We start from the raw sequence: 22653 nt of genomic DNA on the forward strand, positions 1-22653 counted from the left end.
AACAGCGGCGGGTCCGGCACAGAGACGTCCCGGGCCGCGGTCGCACGGAAGGAAAGGTGCCCGATGGATCTCAGCGCTTCGGCTCACGTGGATACATTCGCCCGAGACAACCTGCCCCCCTCCGAGCTGTGGCCCACCATCGAGTTTACACTCCCGGAGCTGCAGTACCCGGACCGGCTGAACGCGGCCACCGTGCTCATCGACGATGCCGTCGCCACGTTCGGCGCCGACCGGCCGTGCCTGCTCACGCCGGACGGCATCCGCTGGACCTACGGCGACCTGCTCACGAAGGCCAACCAGGTTGCCCAGGTGCTGACCGAGGACTTCGGGGTGGTCCCGGGCAACCGGGTGCTGCTGCGCGGGCCGAACAACCCGTGGCTGGTGGCCTGCTGGCTCGGCGTGCTGAAGGCAGGCGGGGTCGTCGTCACCACCATGCAGGCCCTGCGCGCCCAGGAAATCGAAGCGCTCATCGCACTCACCGGGCCGGTCGTCGGAATCAGCGACCATCGTTTCGCCGACGAGCTGCACGCGGCCGCCGGCCCGAAGCTGGCACTGATCGCCTACGGCGGTGCGGCGGCGGACGACCTGGTCGCCCGGTGCGCGACGAAGTCCGGCGCGTTCGTCAACGTGCAGACGGCAGCGGATGATGTCGCCCTGCTGGGCCCCACGTCGGGAACCACCGGCACGCCCAAGATCACCATGCACTTCCACCGCGACATCCTGGCCAACGCCGACACCTTCGCCCGCCTCATCCTGCAACCCACGGTCGACGACGTCTTCTCCGGCTCCCCGCCCCTGGCGTTCACGTTCGGCCTCGGCGGCCTCGTCGTCTTCCCGCTGCGGTTCGGCGCCTCCTCGCTGCTGATCGAGCGCGCCACCCCCGTTGAGCTCGCGGAACTCACCCACGCGGCCGGGGTCACCATCCTCTCCACGGCACCCACCGCCTACCGGGCGATCCTGCGGGGCGGCAAGGCCGACCTGCTCCGCGGCATCCGCCGAGCCATCTCCGCCGGCGAGCACCTGCCCGGCTCGGTCTGGGCCGAGGTGCTCGAGAAGACCGGGCTGAAGCTGATCAACGGCATCGGATCGACCGAGATGCTGCACGTCTTCATCTCCGCCGCCGACGACGAGATCCGCCCCGGCGCCACGGGCAAGGCCGTCGCCGGATTCCGCGCGATGGTGATGGATGAGGACGGCAACGAGGCGCTGGTGAACCAGCTCGGCCGCCTGGCCGTGATCGGCCCAACCGGCTGCCGCTACCTCAACGACGACCGCCAGCTCAACTACGTCAAGAACGGCTGGAACGTCACCGGTGACACCTTCCGCCGCGACGAAGACGGCTACTTCTGGTACGAGGCCCGCTCGGACAGCATGATCGTCTCCTCCGGCTACAACATCGGCGCGCCCGAGGTCGAGGCGGCGCTCGGCCAGCACGACGACGTGGTCGAAAGCGCCGTGATCGGCAGACCCGACGCGGACCGCGGCAGCATCGTCAGCGCGTACGTGGTCCTGCGTGAGGGCGTGCCGGGCGACGACGCCAAGCGCAAGGAGCTCCAGGACTTCGTCAAGCAGACTATCGCCCCCTACAAATACCCGCGCGAGGTCACCTTCGTGACCGAACTGCCGCGCAACCCCAGCGGCAAACTCCAGCACTTCCAGTTGCGCGACCGCCTGGTCGCGAACGATGCCTGAGAACACGATGTCTGAGAAAGGACGTCCCATGCGTATTGCAGTAATCGGCGGAGGCCCCGGAGGGCTCTACTTCTCCGCCCTGATGAAGCAGCTCAAGCCGGAACACGAAATCGTCGTCTGGGAGCGCAACGCCGCCGACGACACGTTCGGCTTCGGCGTGGTCTTCAGCGACGAGACGCTCGGCGGGATCGAGAACGCCGACACCGTCATCGCCGCCGAGATGGCGAGCCAGTTCGCCCGCTGGACCGACATTGACGTGCACTTCAAGGGTGAAGCGCACACGGTCGGCGGTCAGGGCTTCGCGGCGATGAGTCGCAAGGAACTGCTCCGGCTCCTGCAGCTGCGGGCGATCGTTCTCGGCGTGGACGTGCGATTCTCGACCATGCCCCCCGACGTGGAGGAGCTCAGCCGTGACTACGACCTGGTGCTGGCCGCGGACGGGCTGAATTCGGGCATCCGCACCCGCTACGCCGACTCCTTCAAGCCGACGCTGGACCTGCGCACCTCCAAGTACATGTGGCTCGGCACGACGCAGGTCTTCGAGGCGTTCAAGTTCTTCGTCAAGGAGACCGAGTACGGCATCATGCAGATCCACGGCTACCCGTACTCCGACCAGGGCAGCACCTTCATCGTGGAGATGCACCCGGACGTGTGGGAACGCGCCGGCTTCGGCGCCAGCGCGAACAAGGCCTTCCCGCCCGGGGTCAGCGACGAGGGATCCATCGCGAAGATCCGCGAGATTTTCGCCGAGGAGCTGCAGGGCCACGAGGTGCTCTCCAACAACTCGAAGTGGATCAACTTCACCACCGTGCGGAACGAAAACTGGCGCCACAACAACATCGTGCTGCTGGGCGACGCGGCCCACACCGCGCACTTCTCGATCGGTTCCGGCACCAAGCTGGCCATGGAGGATGCCCTCGCCCTCGCGGCCTGCCTGCACGAGCACGCCGAGGTCGAGGATGCCCTCGCCGCCTACGAGACGGAACGCCGGCCCGTGGTCGAATCGACGCAGCGCGCGGCCCAGGCCAGCCTCGAATGGTTCGAGAACATCGGCCAGTACAAGGACCAGGACGCGATTCAGTTCTGTTTCAACCTGCTGACCCGCAGCCGCCGGATCACCCACGACAACCTCAAGCTGCGCGACCCCGGCTTCGCCGCCCTCGTCGACGCCGATTTCGCTGCGCGCCAGGGCGCGGGCGAGGTCGCGCCGGCCATGTTCCAGCCGCACCGCCTGGGCGAGCTGGAACTGCCCAACCGGGTCATCGTCTCCCCGATGGACATGTACTCCGCCGACGAGGGTGTCCCCGGCAACTTCCACCTCGTGCATCTGGGCTCCCTGGCCATAGGCGGTGCGGGGCTCGTGATGACGGAAATGGTGTGCGTCTCGCCGGAGGGGCGGATCACCCCCGGCTGCAGCGGCCTGTACACCGACCCGCAGCGCGAGAGCTGGCGGGAGATCGTGGGCTTCGTGCACGAGCGGTCCAACGCGAAAATCGGCGTGCAGCTGGGCCATTCCGGCAGGAAGGGCTCAACCAGGCTGATGTGGGAGGGCATCGACGTTCCCCTCGAGGAGGGCGGCTGGGAGACAATCAGCCCCTCCGCCATTGCCTACGGACCGGAGAGCGCCACTCCCCGGGAGATCACCCGGGCCGACATGGATGCCGTCCGCGACGAGTTCGTGAGCGCCGCCCGGCGGGCGGCCGACGCCGGCTTCGATCTGCTCGAGGTGCACTGCGCCCACGGCTACCTGCTGTCCTCCTTCCTGTCGCCGTTGGCGAATCAGCGAACGGATGCCTACGGCGGCAGCCTGGAGAACCGGCTGCGGTATCCGCTGGAGGTGTTCGACGCCGTGCGGGCGGTCTGGCCCGCCGAGCGCCCGATGAGCGTGCGCATCTCGGCCACCGACTGGGTGGACGGTGGGAACACCGAGGACGACGCCGTGGCGATCGCCGAGGCCTTCGTGAAGCACGGCGCCGACGCGATCGACGTGTCGACCGGGCAGGTCAGCAAGGCGGAACGTCCGGCCTACGGCCGGAGCTACCAGACCCCGTTCGCGGACCGCATCCGAAATGAGGTGGCGGTCAAGTACGGAGCGAGCGTCATCGCCGTCGGCGCGATTTCCTCCTACGACGACATGAACTCCATCCTGCTGGCCGGCCGGGCGGACATGTGCGCCCTGGGCCGCTCGCACCTCTACGACACCAAGTGGACGCTGCACGCCGCGGCGGAGCAGGAGTATGTCGGCCCGGGGGCAGAGTGGCCACTGCAGTTCCGGGCCGGGCGACGCAAACCGCCGACGGCGCGCACCGAGGCCGTGCGGCCCCGGCTGGAGCTGGTGCGCCACGATGAGCCGACCGAGCAGGGTCACCACGTTCGCTGGCTGCCGCAGCCGGCCGACCGGGCCCCGGAGAGCGTGGAGTCCGTGACGGTGTAGCCGGTACCGCCCGGCGGCGCGCTCGCTTCCCCCGGCGGGAGGCGGGCGCGCTACTTCGTGTCGGGGGTGAGCCTGTCGAGGAAGTGCTGCGGCCAGGGTCCGGCCTGGTCCTGGCCGGGGGCGATGTAGACGGTGACGAAGGTGCCGTGCGCGGCTGGGCTGCCTTCCCGCCCCTCGAACTCGTGGCCGTACGCGTCGAAGCGGAACGCCATCGAGGTGCGGCCGATCTTCTCGAGCGTCACGGTCGTGGTCACCCGCTGGCCGAACCACAGCCGTGCCGTGAAGTTGACGCTCTGCTGAACCCGCGGTGCGCGCGGGAAGTACTCCGGCAGGCCCAGCCCGCGGAAGAGCTCCGCCTCGCACGATTCGGCCCAGCGCAGCAGCACCGAATTGTGCTGGTGACCCCCGGCATCCGTGTCTACCCACTCCACCCTGCGGTTAATGCTGCAGCTGGAGGGTGTCGTGGTGATCGTCATGTGTGAGCTCCCGTGGTCTGTCGTGTTCCGGCTTTCGGAAACTCTATTGCGATTGCTTGACGGTCGTAAGTGAAAGTGTATGGTTGGGGGGCAGTGGGCGCTCCGTCCATGACCCCGCCCTGCATTGCCCCGACTCAAGGAAGAGTTCATGACGCAATCCCACGCCACACCGGCCGCCACGAAGGCCCTGCCGAAACGGAGCGGTGGCCTTGTGCTCGCGCTTTGCTTCTTCACCATTGTCTTCGACGGCTACGACCTCGTCGTCTTCGGCGCGACGGTGCCGACCCTGCTGGCTCACCCCACCTGGAACATCGACCCGGCCCAGGCCGGCCTGATCGGCAGCCTCGCGCTGATCGGAATGCTGATCGGCACGCTGACCGTCGGAGCGTTGACCGACGTGCTCGGCCGCCGCAAGATCATGCTGTTCTGCATCGCCTGGTTCTCCGTGTGCATGCTCGCTACGGCCGCGGCGCCGAACGAGACCGTATTCGCGGTGCTGCGTTTCCTGACCGGGCTTGGCCTGGGCGGCGTCGTGCCGACCTGCATCGCGCTGACCGTGGAGTACGCACCGAAGACACGGCGCCAGATCGCCAACGCGCTCATGTTCAGCGGCTACTCCGTCGGCGGCGTGGCCGCGGCCGTGCTCGCGATGTCGACCCTTCCGGCACTGGACTTCCGCTGGCTCTACGCAATCGGCGCCCTCCCGCTCGTCACCCTGCTGCCGATCGCCTACAAGTACCTCCCCGAGTCCATCGCCTTCCTCGCGAACCGGCGTTCGCCGGCCGAGGCCCGGGCGACGGCCGACCGGTTCGGCCTCGTCTACGCGGACATCGTCACCGACGCACCGGCCGTTGACGCACGGGCCGGCGCTTCGGCCGCCGCCGTGCCGGCCCGGCAGTCGAGCCTGAAAGACCTGTTCAGCGCCCGCTGGCGCCGGTCGACGATCCTCTTCGCCGCCGCGAACTTCTGCGGACTGCTGCTGGTCTACGGCCTGAACACCTGGCTGCCGCAGATCATGCGCGGCGCCGGCTTCGAACTCGGCCACGCGCTCGCGTTCCTCCTCGTGCTCAACCTCGGCGCGATCGTGGGCTCGATCGGCGCGTCGTGGGTGGCCGACCGGATCGGCATCAAGAAGGTCGTCACCGCCTCGTTCATCCTGGCGTGCATCTCGATCTTCCTGATCAGCCTCAACCTGCCGGTAGCCTTGCTCTTCGTGCTGGTGGCCTTCGCCGGCCTCGGCAGCGTCGGAACGCAGATCCTGGTCGGCGGCTTCTGCGCCACGCACTACCCGCAGCGCCTGAGCCCCACGGCCCTGGGCTGGTCGCTCGGCGTCGGGCGCATCGGCGCCATGATGGGCCCGATCATCGGCGGCGTCATCGCCAGCACCGCGCTCGGTTACCAGGCCAACTTCTACGTCTTCGCGGCCGTGGCCGTGCTGGGTGCCATCGTCGTGTCCTCCGTGTCCACACGCACGGGGGAGTCCCAGAAGGGTGCCGCCGCGGTCGAAACCGCGCCCGCGCAGGCATCCGTGTAATTGATACAACACGTGTAGTTGATACAACGCGTGTCGTTGTACGCCCGGCCGTCGGTGCCTTCCGGATCTCTTCCGCAAGGCGCCGGCGGCCACCCCCGCAGGCCCGATAGAGAAGTGGATCAAGCGAATGAACGTAGCGGAACTGGTCGGCCGGACGCTGGCGCAGCTGGGAGTGAGCCACGCCTTTGGAGTGGTCGGCAGCGGCAACTTCGAGGTCACGAACGCCCTGCGTCGCCATGGCGTGACCTACGTGGCCGCGCGGCACGAGGGGGGCGCCGCCACGATGGCCGACGCCTATTCGCGGATGTCCGGCGAGGTCACCGTCGTGTCCGTTCACCAGGGCTGCGGGCTGACCAACGCCATGACCGGAATCGGCGAAGCGGCCAAGAGCCGCACGCCGATGATCGTGCTGGCCGCTGAAACGGCCGGCTCGGCCGTGCGCTCGAATTTCACGATCGACCAGCAGGCACTGGCCCGCAGTGTGGGTGCCGTGGCCGAGCGGGTGCATTCCCCCGGCAGCGCCGTCGCCGACACCGTGCGGGCCTACCGCACGGCGCGCAGCGAACGCCGCACCGTGGTGCTGAACCTTCCCCTCGACGTGCAGGCGGCTCCGGCCCCGGAGGGCACGCCCGACATCGTGGCCGCCATCCCGTCGGCCCAACTGGTGCGTCCCTCGAACGAGGCCGTGCGCGAGCTGGTCCGGCTGATCCAGGCCGCCGCGCGCCCGGTCTTCGTCGCCGGCCGCGGCGGGCGCGACGCCCGCACGGAGATCCTCGAGCTGGCAGAGCAGGCCGGCGCGCTCGTGGCCACCTCGGCCGTGGCCAGCGGGTTGTTCAACGGCGAGCGATTCTCCCTCGGCATCTCCGGCGGATTCTCCTCACCGCAGACCGCCGAACTCATCAGCCAAGCCGACCTGATCATCGGGTTCGGCTGCACGCTGAACATGTGGACCATGCGCCACGGCGCCCTGATCTCGGAGCGTGCCCGCGTCGTGCAGGTCGACGTCGAAGACAGCGCCCTGGGCGCCAACCGGCCCATCGACCTCGGTGTGCTCGGCGATTGCGCGGCGACCGCGCGGGAGGCCCTCGCCGTACTGCGGGAGCACGGCGGGGCGGCCGACGAGAAGTACCGCACGGAGCGAAACGCCACGCTGATCGCCGAGCACTCCCGCTGGCAGGACGTTCCGGTGGAGGACATCTCGATGGGGGGCCGCATCGACCCCCGGGTGCTGAGCATCGCCCTGGACGGCATCCTGCCGGCCGAGCGCATCCTGTCCATCGACTCGGGCAACTTCATGGGCTACCCGAGCACGCACCTGAGCGTTCCCGACGAGTTCGGCTTCTGCTTCACCCAGGCCTTCCAATCGATCGGGCTGGGCCTGTACACGGCCATCGGTGCGGCGCTGGCCCGGCCGGACCGGTTGCCCGTGCTGGGGACCGGCGACGGAGGCTTCCTGATGGGCATCTCCGAGCTGGAGACAGCCGTGCGGCTGAGTCTGCCGCTGGTCGTCATCGTCTACAACGACGCGGCCTACGGCGCCGAGGTGCACCACTTCACGGCGAAGGAGGACCTCGACACGGTCACGTTCCCCGACTCAGACCTGGCGGCCATCGCCCGCGGCTACGGCGCGCACGCCATCACGGTGCGCACGCCCACCGACCTGGACGCCGTGCAGGGCTGGCTGGATGGGCCCCGGAACGCGCCACTGGTCATTGACGCCAAGATCGCCAGCGACGGCGGAGCCTGGTGGCTGGCGGAGGCCTTCAAGGGGCACTGACCTACTCCGAGCGGTCCCTTCCGAACATGGGCACCACGGTATCCCACGCGGCTGACAGGCTGATCCCCTGACGGACTAGTAGCTGGGAGGCGTCGCCGCGATGATGAAGGTCGCCATGACGTTGCCCTCGTTGATGAGCCGGTGCGGAAGCCTGGAGTTGAAATGACAGCTGTCGCCTTCTGCCAGGCTGTAGCGCTTGCCCTGGACCTCCGCGACAAGGGCTCCCTCGATCACGACAACGCACTCTTCGGACGGGTGGCTCCACGGCTCTGCACTCGAGGCGCCCCCGGGCTTCAAGGATCCACGCAGGACCTCAAGCTGACCGTTTCCAGCGGAATGCCGGGAGTAGGTGATGTCCGCTGTGGGGGACGTGATGCGAACCTGGTGATCCTTTCTGACCACCGATACGCCGCCACCTTCGGGCTCCTGCTCAAACAGCTCGAATAGGGGCACGTCCAGAGCGCGCGAGATCTTGCGCAGTGTTTCGAGGCTTGGATCGGAGCGCCCCCTCTCGACCTGACTGATCAGCCCGGCGGACACCTCCGTCGCGAGCGCCAGCTCCGAAATGGTCATCCCTCGGTTGGCGCGCAACTCCCGAATGCGAAAGCCGTCCACAGGCACATTCCTTTCGGCGACATCTCGTGACCTTTGAAGAAAACATTAGTCACATTGAAAACAGTTGACCACACTAAACATCTGGGCATAGGCTCGCCAGCATGGAAACATCAGCCACCGCCGTACAAACCGCAGAACTCTTCGACGCAGAAGAATTTCGACGCCAGTTTCCGCCGCTCGAAAAAATGGTTCACCTGGCCAGCTGCAGCCAGGGCGCCCTGTCGACGCAACTGAATTCTAGTCTGAGCGACCTCACCAGCTCCCTGACCGATTCAGGCGCCCCATGGGGCCTCTGGATGGGTGAGGTCGAGAAACTGCGTGAACGGTTTGCGCGATTCATCAACGCCGACCCGGATGAGATTGCGATTGTCTCTTCTGCATCGGAGGGTGCCTACCAGGTGGCCTCCAGCTTCCGCTGGGACGAGCGACCGGGCATACTGACGTCCGCTCTCGAATTCCCCTCGGTGGGGCATGTCTGGCGCGCGCAAGCGGCGCAGGGATCCCAGGTGCACATGATCTCCGACCGAGTCGACGCGCTGAACGCAGTCGAGTGGGAGTCTGCCATCAACGATTCGCTGAGCCTCGTTTCGGCGCCGCTGGTGAGCTATCACGATGGCGCTCGCCCGCCGCTCAGGGAAATCACGGACCTTGCGCACACGGCGGGTGCACGGATGTTCGTTGATGCCTATCAAGGTGCCGGCGTGGTTCCGATCGACGTCAAGGAACTCGACTGCGACTATCTCGTGACCGGGTCGCTGAAGTACATGCTCGGTCTCGCCGGGGTGGCCTTTCTCTATGTGAAGGATGGGATCACCTCCGAGCGATCACCGGAACTCACCGGCTGGTTCGGTCGAGTCGACCCGTTCGCGTTTGACCCGGAACTCGTCGACTACCCCACAACCGCGCGCCGGTTCGAGGCCGGGACACCCGCCGTACCTGCCGTGTACGCAGCGAACGCGGGTCTCGGGATTCTCGAGCGAGTCGACCAGGCACAGGCGTATGAGCACGTGTCACGGCTGTCTGACCAGCTCGCGGCAGGACTCTCGGATCTTGGAATCCGGATGAGTCGGCCGGCCGATCCAGAGCATCGGGGACCGCAGGTCGCAATCTACGACGAGGATCCCGCAAGGCTGTCCCAATGGCTCTTCGAGCGGGGAATCGTGACCGCTCCTCGCGGCGAAATCCTCCGGCTGTCCCTGCACTACTACACAACGCCCGAGGACATCGAGACAGCACTGGCGGCACTTCGCCAGTTCCGATCCGTTCGCTAGGCGCCAGCCTCGGGGCCGCCGCCCACGATCACCTGCCGACAAGCATCCAACCACCTCGTATATGGGCAAAGGAGCCTAAAAATGATTGAGAGTTCTGAACGGCTTGAATTTAGGGGCGGAATCATGGGGGCTCTCATAGCTCCAGCCACCTTCCTGGTCGGAGTCATCGCCTACTTCGTGATCTTCCGGGTGTTCGACATGAACGCCCTCACGGCGTCCGGGCTGGCCGGCCTGCTGATCGCCGGGCTCTTCGCTCGCCGATACTCCCAATTCTGGGACAGCGTCATCCTGGGCGTCTCATCCCGGACCTCGATCACGCTCCTCCTGATCCTGTTGATCGTGAGTCTTGTCTCGGCCCTGATCAAACAGACGGGTGTCTCCGGCGGCTTCGTCTGGCTGGCCAGCAGCCTCGGCGTCTCCGGGGGCTGGTTCATCGCCGTCACGTTCATTGTGGTGTGCGCGATCGCGATGTCCACAGGAACCTCGATCGGCACGATGTTCACGGCGTTTCCGATCTTCTACCCGGCCGGCGTCATCCTCGGAGCGGACCCGCTGCTCCTGGCGGGCGCGATCCTGTCCGGCGCGTTGTTCGGCGACAACCTTGCCCCGATTTCGGACTCGACAATCGTTTCTTCGTCAACCCAGAAATATCGCAATAAGGAAGGTTCCGCTGAGATCGGCGGAGTCGTCAGGGCTCGGGCAAAGTACTCCCTGGTCGCTGCGGGCATCAGCGCCATCCTGTTCCTCGTCATCGGGTCGCTGCGTTCGGACGAGGGCGGGTCAACCGCGCAGGCGGATGTCTCGGGCACGCCGCTCAGCCTCATCATGCTCATCCCGATCGCCATCCTGCTCTTCGTCGCTTTCTGGAAGCGGGACATCTTCCTGGCGGCAACAATCGGCCTCATCTCGGGTATCGCGCTTGGCCTGCTCACAGGGCTCCTGAGTCTCTCGGATGTCATGTCCGCGAACGAGGACGGCACGCCCGGAGGATTCCTCGTGGCCGGAATCGCTGACATCCTCCCGCTCATCGGACTGGGGATCGTGATCTTTGGAATCATCGGTGTTCTGCAGCAGGCCGGTATCTTCGACCTCATCGTTGATGCCGTCGCAAAGTCTGCATTCGCTAAGACGCCTATGGGGGCTGAGATCGCAATTGGAGTCGGAGCGCTCGCGACGGCGACAATTTTCGCCGGCGTCAACGGGCCGTCGATGATCATGTTCGGCCCGGTCGCCGACCGCATCGGTGCCGCGGCGGGGCTGCACCCGTACCGGCGCGCGAACGTCATGGACTGTGTCACCCTCGGCCTCGGATCAGTGGTTCCGGTTGTGAGCTCCTTCCTGTTGATCGCCAGCCTGCTCACCCAGGGTCATGACAGCGCGCCCGTTCTGTCCGCGCCTTCGATCTTCCTGGCAGCGTTCTACCCGCTGGTGCTCACCTTGGTCATTCTTGTAGCGATTCTGACCGGATGGGGCCGGCGTTTTGAGGGGGCGAACGGCGAGGAGCGCAAGACTCCCTTGCCCGCGAGGATCAGCGACGATGAACTGGAAGCCAGCACGCGCGGCTAACCAGCGACAACGATGCATGGAGCCCGGCGTCCTGAACGTTCACACGTTCAGGACGCCGGGCTTTCGTGTCGGAACGGGCCGCGAACATTACCGGCGGAGGGTGGCCGACGGGTACTTGCCGTACGCCGCGTGGTAGCTGCCGGCGAATCGGCCCAGGTGCACGAAACCGCAGCCCGCCGCGATGTCGCTCACGCTGGCGACGGCGGGATCGGCGGCCAGCAACCGAGCCTGGGCGAGACCCAGTCTGACCTCGTGCAGCCGCTCGGACGGCGTCACGCCGAGCTCACGCCGCACGGTGTTCTGCAGGGTGCGCAGGGGCACGTTCAGGGCGTTCGCGATGTCGATGATGCTGAGCTCGTCCTGGGCGTGGTCGGCGAGCATCCGCTCGAAACGCCGCACGAGCCGTGACTGTAGGGTGCCGCCGGCCGCCGGCGACCCTCGGCCATCCGTCGCCCGGACCGCCGTGTTCCCCACGGCCAGCGGCGGACTCGATCGTGAACCGCCTCGCCAATAACGCCCGGGTCATCAATCTGGGTCAGATCAACATGCGCCGGCACCGCAACGACCAGGCCCGCGCCCACGAGACCTACTGGGAGTAACACCGGAGGTGGCACGGGCACAGCGCCCGGGCCGCTACCATCTCGTCAGAACTGCGCTACCAGGTGCCTGGACTAGCGCTACCATCAAGCGCTACTCGCCATTTGGATGGCGGAATCGCTCGGTTCTAAACCGTGCTGTCGCCGTCGCGCTTGATGGTTCGGCAGATGATTGAGCGGGCTAGCCCGAACAGTTTGCCTAGTTCGACTCTCGCGTGCGTCACCGTGCAGCGCTGCGCGACGGTCAGGCGCCTGGGGGCGGCAGTATTTCGGATTGGCCGGCGATAGTGGCTAGATGTCCAGTTTTTCAAGGGCTGCTTGGTAGGCCTCGTTGTAGGTCGGGTATTGGGCAACCTGGTCGAGAAGAGTGTCGATGGGGATTTGCGCGCGGATGGCTAGGGATGCCTGATGGATCCACTCGCCGGCTTGGGGTGCGATTGCCCATGCGCCGATGAGTACCTTGCGTTTGGTATCCACCAGCAAACCAAGGTGCCCACGGGGATCCTGTTCATATGTCCATGGGCGGGTGATGGCGTTGGCTAGGTCAATTTCCGTTGCCGCCGTAGGTAGCCCCTGTTGGTTGGCTTGGGTCTGGGTGATTCCGGCGGCGGCGATTTCCGGGTCAGCGAACACAACGCGGGGGATGCCGTCGTAGAAGGCTTCGCGGGTGCCGCCGAGAATGGCGTCTGCTGCGATGCGGCCCTGGTATTTGGCGACGTGGGTGAAGGGCATGATGCCGGTGACATCTCCAATCGCCCACACGTTCTCGGCCGCACGACAGTATTCGTCCACCTGTACCTGCCCGTGATCGCCCAGAGCGATACCAGCGTTTTCGAAGCCGAGGTTTCTGGTGCGAGGGGTGCGTCCGGTTGCGAAAATGACAACGTCGGCCGTCACGTCAGTGCCGTCATTAAGTTCAATCACGCTATGTTCGCCGGTGCGGTGTGCCTTGTGGGCGGTCACGCCCAGACGGATATCGATTCCGGACTCTGTCAGATACTTGTAGGTCAGCTCCCCGACCCTGGGCTCTTCGCGTTCCAGGACCCGGTCGCCGCGGTGGACGAGTGTGACCTTCACTCCGAAACGGGAGAGGAAGGTGCTGGTCTCGGTCCCGACGGCGCTACCGCCGATGATCACCGCACTCTTCGGCAGGGTCTTGGTCGTGTATGTTTCTCGGTTCGTCCAAGCGGTGATCTGATCGAGACCTTCGAGATCGGGGATGACCGCCTCCGAGCCGGTCGCGATAATGATGTGCTCTGCGGTCAGCTCGCGGTCCTGTACTTGGATCCGGCCGGGGCCCGTGATCCGGGCTTCGCCCTTAATTACGACGGCACCGTGGCGGGCATACCCGTCGACCTGTGCGCTGTCGTCGAGATTCCGGATCATGTAATCGCGGTACTCACTGGCCTCAGACCAGTCCAGTTCCGCGCCGGATACCCCGGCTGCCCGTTGGACTTCCGTGCGGGCTTCAGCTGGCCGCAACAGCGTCTTGGACGGAATGCAGGCCCAGTAGGCGCATTCACCGCCGATCAATTCCCGCTCGATGACCGCGACCTTCTTCCCTGCATTGAGCAGCCGGCTTGCGGCCACCTCCCCGCCAGGCCCCATGCCTAACACCGCAACATCAAAATGTTCGCTCACAATTTTCTCCTTAATCTCAGATGTCTAAATCAGGTTCAGTTTGTGGAGCTCTAACGGAGACTTCAGTGGACGCATTGGTGGCGGTGCCGTTGCAGCACTGCGGTCTTAGCAGCAGCCGTGCACCCCGTTGCCAGGTTGGGCGGACCGCTGCGGTGTCGTCTCCTTGAGCATCGTTTCGGCAATGGAGGTACCGAGCCGGTAAGCCTCGTCGACAGGTATCACGGAGCCGCCGGGGTGGCTGTCAAGCCAAGGCTTGGCTTCTTCAGGTGACGCGAAGAAGTGGACCTGGTTACAGAACGCCGAACGCACCGAGCTCATGTCTTCCGGATTGACCAGAGAGACCACAGCCGTGGCTGGCTCAACGCTCGTCACCCCGGAGGCGTCAACGCTTACCCGAACTGGAATTCCAGTTGCCCCGTAGGCCGATTCGATTCTCACGGATGATCCGAGGACGGCTGGCAGGATCAGGGTATCCAGAGCACACCACGTGTACAGCTGTTCACCGTTGACCTCGAGGCGGTGCGGAGTGGACCGAAGAGTCAGGCCCTGCCCGATAATCCGCCCGGACCCGTCGTACTCCGTATCGGGCACGGCTGCCAGAGCACGGTGAACGTCTTCGGCGGGCCGGCCGGACGCAGCCGCCAAGTCGGCAATGTCTACTGCGTCTCCCTTGGCCAGCAGCTTCATGAGCGGCAGCCAGAGCCAGGTTTCGAGTCCTGCATCGCCGGAGGTGAGTCGTTCTGTGACCTGATTGGTTTCATTCGTCATGATGAGCTCCTCTCTTTGTGAGGCTTAGGTGGTTAGGCGGCGCAGCAGGAGAGCTTGGAGACGTCCGTGTTATAGGACTGGCAGGCGATCTTGATGCCTTCGGCCATCGTCAGGTACGGGCTCCACATGGTGGCGACTTGGTCGACGGTCATCCCGGCTTCCAGGATGTAGCCGCCGGCCGCGGCGAGGTCACCGGCGTCTTTGGCGACGGCAGTGATCCCCACGATCCGCCGTGTCTCGGCGTCGGCGACGATCTTGATGAAGCCGCGGGTATCCCGGTTGACCAGGGCCCGGGGGACGTATCCCAGCGGCAACACCCGGCACTCACACCGGATGCCGGCCGCATTGGCTTCCTTGTCGGTCATACCTACCGCGGCCAGCGCGGGGCTGGTGAAGGTGACCCGGGGGAGGTGACGGTAGTCGACCACCCTCCCGGCATCGTTGAACGCGTTGTCCACCACAAGGGATCCATGGGAGGCGGCCACATACACGAACTCCGGGTGTCCGGTCACGTCCCCGGCACCCCAGATTCGCGGGTTCGAGCTGGCCAACATGGTGTTGACCACAATCTCGCCCTTCTCTCCCACGTTGACGCCGACCGCGCCCAGGTTCAGGCCCTCCGTCACGGGGCGCCGCCCTGTGGCGACCAGCAGTTTGCTGGCACGGAACTCTTCCCGCCCGCCTCCCGTCGTGGCCACAGCGACAACCTCGCCGGTGGACTCGTCAAGGTGCACGGCGGACACGGTGGCCCGGCGGATGACCCGCATACCCTCGTCCGCGAAGACGCCCATCAGGGTGCGGGACGCTTCCGGCTCCTCCGTCGAAGCCAGCCGTGAGCGGACCAGCATTGTCACCGTGGAGCCGAGTCGTGAGAAAAGCTGCGCCTGTTCCAACGCGACGTATCCACCGCCCAGGACCAGCAGCGACTCGGGCACCTCGTCAAGTTCCATGGCCGTCGTGGACGTCAGGTAGCCCACCTCCTCCAGACCCTCGATCGGAGGCGCCCACGGGGTCGACCCGGTTGCCACCAAATAGTGGGCGGCACGCACGGTTTCCACGGACCCATCGAAACCGGTGACTTCCAACACCGGCTCATTGGCAGTCCCGGCGAACACGGCAGTGCCTTGGCGCAGCTCCCAGCCGTACTCACCGATCAGGTCCACGTACTTGCCGGTCCGCATCGTTTCCACCAGGGAACGTTTGCCACCAATCAGCTCCGACATATTGACTGCGTCAGCGGAGGTAGAGATCCCCGGGAACCTTCCGGAATCCAGTGCGACGTGGCGCGCTTCGGCCGCAGCGAGCAAAGCTTTAGACGGAACGCAGCCAGTGTTCACGCAGGTCCCGCCGACGGTTCCGCGCTCAATCATCACGACCCGCTTACCCAAGTTCGTCGCTCGGATGGCGGCAGCGAACGCGCCCCCGCCGGAACCGATGACCGCCAAGTCAAAATCAAACACTGTTGCTTCAGACATGAATCCTCCGGAAATGCTGTGGACACACGAACCTGTCTTGGACAAGAACGTGCATGATTTTTTGGTGCTGGGCCTAGTCTGCACCTTCCCCTACACTGGAAGGTCAAGTGTGAAAATTCCCGCCGTTCGGAGGAGAGGTACATAGTGCGCATTGGTGAAGCGGCCGCGGCCGTTGGCATGACAACCAAAACCCTGAGATTTTACGAGGACCGGGGACTGCTACCCGCCGCTCAGCGGGCGGCCAATGGGTACCGATCCTATGGGGACGAAACAGTCACGCGGCTAGATTTCATCCGCCGGAGTCGTGGCGCGGGGCTGACCCTGGCCCAGATCAGTGACATCCTGCGCATCCGTGACGCCGGCCAGGCTCCCTGTACGCATGTGCGGGACCTTCTGGCCAGGCAACTGACGGATCTGGACTGGCAGATCGCCGAGCTGGTCGCTCTCAGATCCACCGTCGCCCGATTCCATGACACCGCCGCCGCCGCCGATCCTGCCGCGTGCGACTCCGAACGAATCTGCAGCTACCTCTGAAACGTTTTCAGCTCATCGGCTAGACATGCCGCGGCGCGGAAACAACCCGTCAGGGTTGTCGGCCTGCGCGATGGTCAGCAGAAAGATCCGCCACGCAGTGTGTCGCTGTTTGCTCGGGCTGTCGAGGTCCTCGACGATTGGCCGGGTCGCTTCAGCGATAGGCAGGGCGGTGAGCAGCGCTGGAGCGAGTACAGAACACCTGTGCGGCCGTCTTGCCGGTGCTCATGGTCACGTCCGTGTTGATCTCGATGTGCGGGGCCACGGCGCCGGGACGCCGGAAGCGATCTCTTTCGTGTGCGAGATCGAGGCCGGAGACTTGCAGCCGGCTGATCTCGCGCGGGCTGTCCTCGTGGTGCGCCGGCACCGACGACTCCGACAGAATCCAGCTGCTCCATCGCTCCCCATTCAGTAGTGCTTGAGGATGTACCTCCACGCCGAGTCCATCGGCTCTCCCGTCCGCGGCAGCGAGTACCGCTTGAACAGCGCGTTGAGCTCACGCTTCACGGCCTTCATCGACGACTCTTTCGATGTCCACTTTTCGTGCACCGCATGGCGCACGAGGGTGTCGATCTCGGCGACGATCTGGCCGACCATGACCGTCATGCCCTCCGGCGTGTTCTCCTCGAAGATGCGGGTAAGCATGCCGATGTTCGGGTCCGGCAGGTCGGCGAGAACTCCGTCCCCGTCGGCTTCCTCGGCGGTCTTTAGGTCGTTGGCGACTTCGAACAGTCTCGTCAGCCACACGACCGAGTCTTCCGCGGTAGCGATGACCCGCTGGCGCAGTTGGTCGAGACGTTCCGCTATTGACCCGTAGACGACTGCGTGGTGACCGCCACCCTCCAGCTTCCTGCGGATGCGGGCAGTGAGGCTGTCGACGATCTCCTGCGCTGACTTTCCCACATAGTCCTTCGGGACCGGTGGCAGCTGCCCGGCCTCCGTCATCTTCCGGATCGTCTCCGCGTCCGCAATCACCACGGCGATGTTCCGGTCATCCACGCGCACGTTCCGCATGTGTTGGTGGACCAGCTCACGGGTCTTCGGGCCCAGCCGCTCCCACAGGATGTCGTCCTCGTCCCCGCCGGTTGGGATCGCAGCGTACACCTGCGCGTACCAGGTGTAGTCGTCCTCCCAGCCAGATAGGCGTTCATCGGGGGCGAGCGTCTCCCACAGGCCCTGCGCGTACAGGAACTCGGCCCGGTACTCGGCACGGTCCTCGCTGTTCGCCGGCAGCCGTTCAAGGGCCGCCTGCAGCGAGCCCATCGTGCCGTCCCGGGTGATGCCGACAAATCGGCGCCGCATCTCTTTCAGTGCCGCGTCCAAGCCGGCCAGTAGTCCGTCCGTGTCGATCTGCCGTTGCGCGTGTTCCGGGTCGCTGGGGGCAATTGCTCGGGCGAACGCTCCGCCGAGACCGACATAGTCGACGATGGTGCCGTAGCGCTTCGTGAAGCCGGTCTGCGGGTTCCGCCAGGGACGGTTCGTACGGGTGATCGTCTGGAAGAGGGTGTGAAGCTTCAACGGCTTATCAAGGTACAGCACCCCCTCGATGGGGGCGTTGAACCCGGTGCCGAGCTTCGCGGTGACAATGAGGAACTTCAGCGGGTCGGTCGCGTCACGGAACCGGTCCAGCAGCACCTCCTCCTCGCCCTCGCTCATCTTGAACGCATCGAGCTCCGCCTTACCGGTCGCGGAGATCACCACCGCCGATTGATCGTCTCGTCCCGCGGCGGTCAGCGCGCCCCGCAGAGCCTCGTCGTAGAGGACGCAGAGTTCCTGATCGGCAACAACCACTTGAGCCTTCATGCCGTGCGGTTCGATCGCCTTATAGAAGTGGTCAACGACGTCGAAGGCGACGGCCGTGATCCGCTCCGGGTTGTGGAAGATCGCGCGTGCGTTTGCAACGCGGCGCGAGAAAGACTCTTTCTGTGCGTCGGTGAGTTCCTCCTCCTCGGCGAGAGTGTCGAACGCGGCGTCCAGTTCGGCCTTGGCGACATCGAACCGCACCGGACGCGGAATCACCCGCATGGGGACCGTGGTGCCGTCCGCGATGGACCGGTCTGAGTCGTACGTGTCGAGCGCCCATCCGGAGTCGCGCTCGTCACCGAACAGCTGGTACGTGTTCCGGTCGAGGTCCGCCACTGGCGTGCCGGTGAACCCGAAGCGGTGCGCGTTCGGGAGCGCCGAGCGCATGTCGGCGCCGAGCGCGCCCTCCTGGGTGCGGTGCGCCTCGTCGACGAGCACGACGATGTTCTCCCGCGCAGACAGGAGCCCGGCGTCCTTGAACTTGTGCACAGTCGTTGCAATGATCCCCCGCTCATCACCACGCAGCGCGGACTGAAGCGCGGCGGTGCTCGCCGCTTTCACGGGGGCTGGGACGCCGGCGGATGCGAATTGACTGAAGGTCTGCGTGACCAGCTGGGTGCGGTCGGCGACGGCGACGATCGTCGGGTTGTGCATTCGCGGGTCAAAGTAGAGGCGCGTGGCCACCCACGACATTGTGAGTGTCTTCCCGGACCCCTGCGTGTGGTAGATCAGTCCACGGCTGCGCGGCTCACTGGTCGCGCGGGCGACGATCTTCTCCACCGACTCGTACTGGAAGTACCGCGGCAGCAGCTTGATCGTCCGGACGGCACCATCATCCGACTGCAGGTCGTACATCGCGTAGTGCTCGATGAGGTTCAGCACCACCGTAGGAGACAGGAGCCCTGTGACCGACATCTTCACCCGGTCCCAGCCTTCGATGGTGGCAGGAACGGCACTGCTACCCCACCGTTCCCAGTGGTCGAGCGGGGTACGGACACCGGCGTACCGGAAGTCCTTGCCCTCGGTGGCAAACGACAGCAGGTTCGGGGTGAAGAACGCAGGCTGATGCTCCTCGTACGCCGTGTAGATATCCTTCGCCCCGTCCTTCCACGACTTCACGACGGACACGGGCGTTTTCGTCTCGCCGACGATGACGGGGATGCCGTTCACCCACAGGACTACGTCAAACCGGGCACCCAGGTAGGACACCTCGTCGGAGACGAGCAGCGCATTCCGCTCGGGGTGTTCAAAGTCCAGCAGCTGGAACGGCTCGTCATGGTTGGTGTCCGGCATGAGGACAGTCCCGCCACCGCGGAGCAGTTTAGTGAACTGTTCGTTGGCGCCCATGAGCCCCTCGGACGCCGCCGACAACGCCACCTGCCGGACCTTCGCGAGCACCGCATCCGTGCGACCCACCAGCGCAGGGTTCAGCCGCTCAATCGTATCCCGCAGGTCGGCCTCGATGAACACCTGCTGAGTTGTCCGCGGCAGGTCTTTCCCTGCTACGTACGTCCAGCCGGCACCCACCAGCAGTTGCACGAGCGCGGCTTGCACCGTGCCCTTCTCCGTATATCCGCTCATACCGCCTCCAAAAGGTAGTCATACGATGCCGGTATTTCATGCCCCCCCGACAGAAGCACGGTCAGCAGATTCGAGCGCAGGTTGCGGAGTGCAACAACAGTGGACCGCGCGGCGTCAGCGCTCTCCTGAGTTGAACGCAGCGGAGCAACGTACGCCCCTTGGGCTTCAAGTCTAGGTACGGGAATCATGATGCTCGAGATGCGTGCCTTGCTGATCTTCTGCATCGAGGCGCTCGTTCCCGAGGCGCGGGCCCTGATCTCCTCTCGGCCGTAATCAGAAGAGAGCACCTCGACGAGGAATGCTGAATCGATCTCGGCGGCATCGGGGACAAGGCGCCAGACCAGATCGGGCATGTAATAGTCGTCGTCCACGCCGCCAGCGATTGCGACGAAACCCACCCGGTCAGGGGTGTTCGACCGCGTCATCAAGATATCTCCATTGTGAACTCGCGCGCGTTCCGGGAGTGACACGTTGCCAGCCCGTTTGTGCTCACTGACGTCGAATCGCCCGTGACGGACAGCAGAGATGCGAAGCAGTCGCGGCCCACTGTCCTCGTTGCCAGCCGTTGCGACAGACACGCCTGACTCAATCGCCGTCAGCAAGTTGCCCAGAGGTTTCTTCTGACCGTCCAGTCGCGCCATTCGCAGGCGGTCCAGCAGCGATGCATCGGCCAATGCCTCCGCCTCAGCCGCATCGACCGCGTCGTCAATGGCCGTAGCGAGGTCCACGATGCGCTTCTGCTCCTCGAGTGGAGGGAGAACAATGGTGATTGTACTGAAGGCTTTCCACGACAGGCTCCGCCGGCGGTTGATAGAGCCTTGGGCACTGTCGGCGTATACCGTGAGCATCTCTTTGGAACGTAAAAGATGCTCGAGGTATCGCGGATCATCTTGCCGAGATGACCAGTTCATGACCGTGTACATCGGACTCACGACGCCATCGACGCCCGTGTTGTTGCGGGCAATTGAGCCTTCGTCGATGTGGATGGTCGAGTACACCCACGCACCAGCGGAAAGCGTCTTGTAGTTGGCGAGGTTGGCTGACGCGACCCTTTTGCCGAAGAACTCCTCTGCAGGCATCACGCCGTTGTGCTTGGAGATCGAGAACACTGGAGGCTCAGTAGCATGCTCGCCTAGGCGAGTTTTGCTGGGTTCGAACAACTCTCCCAACGTCACCTGCCGCCAGCCCTCACGCATCGAAACCCGCTTCCTTGAGACGAAGGTCGAGGGCGGCTCGCGCGACGTCCATCGCTTCTTGCGCTTCGCGGAGTGCCGCGAGTGCCGCGTCGACATCAGCCTCGGCCCTCGTCTCGGTTTGGATGTACCGGCCGATGTTGAGGTCGTACCCGTTCTCTTGGATCTCGGCGTGGTCGACAAGGCGGAGGTTGAGTCCTCCCTCACCGTCGATGTCCACGCCGCGCTTGTATGCGGCGTCGATCGCTTTGACGTCCTTGTCGCTGAGAGTGTTCTGATTCTTGCCAGGAATGAACTTGGCGCGGGCGTCGATGAACAGCACCTTGCCGTCCCGCTCTTCAGGCTTGCTGGCCCGGAAGATGAGGAGACAGACGGGGATGCTGGTGGAGTAGAAAAGGTTGTTGGGGAGCCCGATGACGGCTTCGAGCTTATTCTTCTCCACGACCCACTGACGCATCTCTGCTTCGCGGCCGCCGCGGAATAGGACGCCGTGGGGCATGATGACCCCAACGCGTCCCGTGCCGTCCTTCATGACGGAGAGCATGTGCTGAATCCAGGCCCAGTCGCCATTCTTCGCTGGCGGGACGATACCGCCGAGCGCACGCTTGTACGGGTCCTTCGCCCACTTGTCTGACGGCCAACTGTCGAGACTGAAAGGCGGGTTGGCGATGACAACGTCAAACTTGCGCAGCTTGCCAGCCTGGTCGAGGAGCTTGGGCTCACGAAAAGTGTCGCCGCGCTTAATCTCGAAGTCTTCCAGCCCATGCAAGTACAGGTTCATGCGTGCGATCCCCGCAGTAGTGAGGTTCTGCTCTTGCCCATACAGGAAAAGGGACCGCGGGTTGCCACCAGCCTCCTTCACTGCCTCGACGGTTTCCACGAGCATTCCTGCCGACCCGCACGCGGGGTCACAGACTGAGTGGCCGGGCTGCGGGTCAAGAATCTTGACTAACAGGTGAACGACGTGACGGGGTGTGAAGAACTCACCAGCCTTCTTGCCGGAGGCCTCAGCGAACTCCCGCAGGAGGTACTCGTACGCGGACCCGAGCATGTCACCCGAGACGTGGGCGGGGTCGAGGGTGATCTTCGGGTTATGGAACACCTTCAGAAGGGATCGGAGGGCATTCTCGGGGATGCGTTCGGTGTTCGCCCAGTTCACGTCACCGAAGACCCCTGCGAGTTTGCCGGGGTTGGCCTCCTGGATCGCGACCAGCGCCTTGTTGAGCGCCGCGCCAGTGTTCTTCGTGATCTCGTAGGTGTCATCCCAGTGGGAGCCGTCCGGGATAGTGAACGTCTGGTAATCCTCGTCCTCGAGCTCCTGGGACCAGTCGTCGCCGAGGTCATCCAGGGCCTGCTCGTGGTGGTAGTCGTAGACGTCGCTGATCCACTTGTAGAAAAGCACCGGAAACACGTACGCCTTGAAATCACCAGGGTCGACAGGCCCACGTAACGCGTTCGCGGCGGCCCACAGCGCCTGTTCGAGTTCACGCTGAGTGAGGTGGTCAAGGTGGGTAGGCGCAATTGTCATCGGGTCTCCTTGTTGCGTGCATGCAGGCGAGCGGGTCAACTCACACGCACGGTCCTACCGTATCGGGCGTCGAACAGTGCCGCTCGATGCCGCCCCTACCACGCCACACACGACAGGGAGAGGTTTCGCGCCGGCATCGATTGACTCCTCGACGAGCGAACTCAGACCTGAG

The 22653-nt window shown here is 64.9% G+C and carries 17 protein-coding genes; 7 read left to right on the forward strand and 10 right to left on the reverse strand.

Annotated features, from left to right (window positions below; genetic code table 11):
• Window positions 1-63 precede the first annotated feature (63 nt).
• Window positions 64-1692, forward strand: a complete 1629-nt coding sequence (locus BLQ39_RS06365; RefSeq protein ID WP_092322615.1) for an AMP-binding protein — start codon at window positions 64-66, stop codon at window positions 1690-1692.
• A 28-nt stretch (window positions 1693-1720) separates the two neighbouring features.
• Window positions 1721-4126, forward strand: a complete 2406-nt coding sequence (locus BLQ39_RS06370) for a bifunctional salicylyl-CoA 5-hydroxylase/oxidoreductase (RefSeq protein WP_092322617.1) — start codon at window positions 1721-1723, stop codon at window positions 4124-4126.
• A 50-nt stretch (window positions 4127-4176) separates the two neighbouring features.
• Here BLQ39_RS06370 and BLQ39_RS06375 read toward each other — a convergent pair whose 3' ends face one another.
• Window positions 4177-4602, reverse strand: a complete 426-nt coding sequence (locus BLQ39_RS06375) for an acyl-CoA thioesterase (protein ID WP_241986957.1) — start codon at window positions 4600-4602, stop codon at window positions 4177-4179.
• A gap of 148 nt (window positions 4603-4750) precedes the next feature.
• Here BLQ39_RS06375 and BLQ39_RS06380 point away from each other — a divergent pair, with 148 nt between their 5' ends.
• A complete protein-coding gene (locus BLQ39_RS06380) occupies window positions 4751-6136 on the forward strand; it encodes an MFS transporter (RefSeq protein ID WP_092322618.1) in 1386 nt (461 codons plus the stop codon).
• A gap of 127 nt (window positions 6137-6263) precedes the next feature.
• On the forward strand, window positions 6264-7913 hold the full coding sequence (locus BLQ39_RS06385) for a thiamine pyrophosphate-binding protein (RefSeq protein ID WP_092322620.1): 1650 nt from the start codon (window positions 6264-6266) through the stop codon (window positions 7911-7913).
• A 75-nt stretch (window positions 7914-7988) separates the two neighbouring features.
• Here the strand turns inward: BLQ39_RS06385 and BLQ39_RS06390 are convergent, their stop codons facing one another.
• Window positions 7989-8528 carry a helix-turn-helix domain-containing protein gene (locus BLQ39_RS06390; protein ID WP_092322621.1) on the reverse strand — a complete coding sequence of 180 codons (540 nt, stop codon included), beginning with the start codon at window positions 8526-8528 and terminating at the stop codon, window positions 7989-7991.
• A gap of 101 nt (window positions 8529-8629) precedes the next feature.
• On the opposite strand from BLQ39_RS06390, the gene BLQ39_RS06395 reads away from it, so the two are divergent.
• Both BLQ39_RS06395 and BLQ39_RS06400 read left to right on the forward strand, forming a co-directional pair.
• Complete coding sequence (locus BLQ39_RS06395; RefSeq protein WP_092322623.1) at window positions 8630-9799, forward strand: aminotransferase class V-fold PLP-dependent enzyme; 1170 nt, start codon at window positions 8630-8632, stop codon at window positions 9797-9799.
• A gap of 123 nt (window positions 9800-9922) precedes the next feature.
• Window positions 9923-11365, forward strand: coding sequence for a Na+/H+ antiporter NhaC family protein (locus tag BLQ39_RS06400; protein WP_241986958.1), 1443 nt, complete (start codon window positions 9923-9925; stop codon window positions 11363-11365).
• A gap of 87 nt (window positions 11366-11452) precedes the next feature.
• Here BLQ39_RS06400 and BLQ39_RS06405 read toward each other — a convergent pair whose 3' ends face one another.
• The 4 genes from BLQ39_RS06405 to merA form a co-directional block, all read right to left on the reverse strand.
• The gene (locus tag BLQ39_RS06405; RefSeq protein ID WP_092322626.1) at window positions 11453-11764 is read right to left on the reverse strand and encodes a helix-turn-helix domain-containing protein; all 312 of its coding nucleotides are present in this window, start codon (window positions 11762-11764) and stop codon (window positions 11453-11455) included.
• A 488-nt stretch (window positions 11765-12252) separates the two neighbouring features.
• Window positions 12253-13602, reverse strand: a complete 1350-nt coding sequence (locus tag BLQ39_RS06415) for a dihydrolipoyl dehydrogenase family protein (RefSeq protein WP_092322629.1) — start codon at window positions 13600-13602, stop codon at window positions 12253-12255.
• Window positions 13603-13707: 105 nt separating this feature from the next.
• Window positions 13708-14370: an organomercurial lyase MerB gene (gene merB, locus BLQ39_RS06420; RefSeq protein WP_092322631.1), complete on the reverse strand. Its 663-nt coding sequence runs from the start codon at window positions 14368-14370 to the stop codon at window positions 13708-13710.
• Between the two features lie 32 nt (window positions 14371-14402).
• Complete coding sequence (merA, locus tag BLQ39_RS06425) at window positions 14403-15845, reverse strand: mercury(II) reductase (protein ID WP_092322632.1); 1443 nt, start codon at window positions 15843-15845, stop codon at window positions 14403-14405.
• Between the two features lie 144 nt (window positions 15846-15989).
• Between merA and BLQ39_RS06430 the strand changes: the two genes are divergently transcribed.
• The gene (locus tag BLQ39_RS06430; protein WP_092322634.1) at window positions 15990-16379 is read left to right on the forward strand and encodes a heavy metal-responsive transcriptional regulator; all 390 of its coding nucleotides are present in this window, start codon (window positions 15990-15992) and stop codon (window positions 16377-16379) included.
• A gap of 151 nt (window positions 16380-16530) precedes the next feature.
• Here the strand turns inward: BLQ39_RS06430 and BLQ39_RS06435 are convergent, their stop codons facing one another.
• The 4 genes from BLQ39_RS06435 to BLQ39_RS06450 are packed head-to-tail and all read right to left on the reverse strand — an operon-like array spanning window position 16531 to window position 22481.
• Window positions 16531-16743, reverse strand: a complete 213-nt coding sequence (locus BLQ39_RS06435; protein ID WP_092322635.1) for a hypothetical protein — start codon at window positions 16741-16743, stop codon at window positions 16531-16533.
• Between the two features lie 41 nt (window positions 16744-16784).
• Entirely contained in the window at window positions 16785-19760 is a 2976-nt protein-coding gene (locus BLQ39_RS06440) for a type I restriction endonuclease subunit R (protein ID WP_092322638.1), read from the reverse strand.
• Window positions 19757-20956 carry a restriction endonuclease subunit S gene (locus BLQ39_RS06445; protein ID WP_092322640.1) on the reverse strand — a complete coding sequence of 400 codons (1200 nt, stop codon included), beginning with the start codon at window positions 20954-20956 and terminating at the stop codon, window positions 19757-19759. The genes BLQ39_RS06440 and BLQ39_RS06445 overlap by 4 nt, the downstream gene beginning before the upstream one ends.
• On the reverse strand, window positions 20949-22481 hold the full coding sequence (locus BLQ39_RS06450; RefSeq protein ID WP_092322641.1) for a type I restriction-modification system subunit M: 1533 nt from the start codon (window positions 22479-22481) through the stop codon (window positions 20949-20951). The genes BLQ39_RS06445 and BLQ39_RS06450 overlap by 8 nt, the downstream gene beginning before the upstream one ends.
• Window positions 22482-22653 lie beyond the last annotated feature (172 nt).

Origin of the sequence: Cryobacterium psychrotolerans (assembly GCF_900101115.1) — a bacterium.
GTDB classification, from domain to species: domain Bacteria; phylum Actinomycetota; class Actinomycetes; order Actinomycetales; family Microbacteriaceae; genus Cryobacterium; species Cryobacterium psychrotolerans.

Coding starts and splice junctions, on each gene's coding strand:
- BLQ39_RS06365 (WP_092322615.1), top strand. CDS start 64: ATGGATCTCAGCGCTTCGGCTCACGTGGATACATTCGCCCGAGACAAC.
- BLQ39_RS06370 (WP_092322617.1), top strand. CDS start 1,721: ATGCGTATTGCAGTAATCGGCGGAGGCCCCGGAGGGCTCTACTTCTCC.
- BLQ39_RS06375 (WP_241986957.1), bottom strand. CDS start 4,602: ATGACGATCACCACGACACCCTCCAGCTGCAGCATTAACCGCAGGGTG.
- BLQ39_RS06380 (WP_092322618.1), top strand. CDS start 4,751: ATGACGCAATCCCACGCCACACCGGCCGCCACGAAGGCCCTGCCGAAA.
- BLQ39_RS06385 (WP_092322620.1), top strand. CDS start 6,264: ATGAACGTAGCGGAACTGGTCGGCCGGACGCTGGCGCAGCTGGGAGTG.
- BLQ39_RS06395 (WP_092322623.1), top strand. CDS start 8,630: ATGGAAACATCAGCCACCGCCGTACAAACCGCAGAACTCTTCGACGCA.
- BLQ39_RS06400 (WP_241986958.1), top strand. CDS start 9,923: ATGGGGGCTCTCATAGCTCCAGCCACCTTCCTGGTCGGAGTCATCGCC.
- merB (WP_092322631.1), bottom strand. CDS start 14,370: ATGACGAATGAAACCAATCAGGTCACAGAACGACTCACCTCCGGCGAT.
- merA (WP_092322632.1), bottom strand. CDS start 15,845: ATGTCTGAAGCAACAGTGTTTGATTTTGACTTGGCGGTCATCGGTTCC.
- BLQ39_RS06440 (WP_092322638.1), bottom strand. CDS start 19,760: ATGAGCGGATATACGGAGAAGGGCACGGTGCAAGCCGCGCTCGTGCAA.
- BLQ39_RS06445 (WP_092322640.1), bottom strand. CDS start 20,956: ATGCGTGAGGGCTGGCGGCAGGTGACGTTGGGAGAGTTGTTCGAACCC.
- BLQ39_RS06450 (WP_092322641.1), bottom strand. CDS start 22,481: ATGACAATTGCGCCTACCCACCTTGACCACCTCACTCAGCGTGAACTC.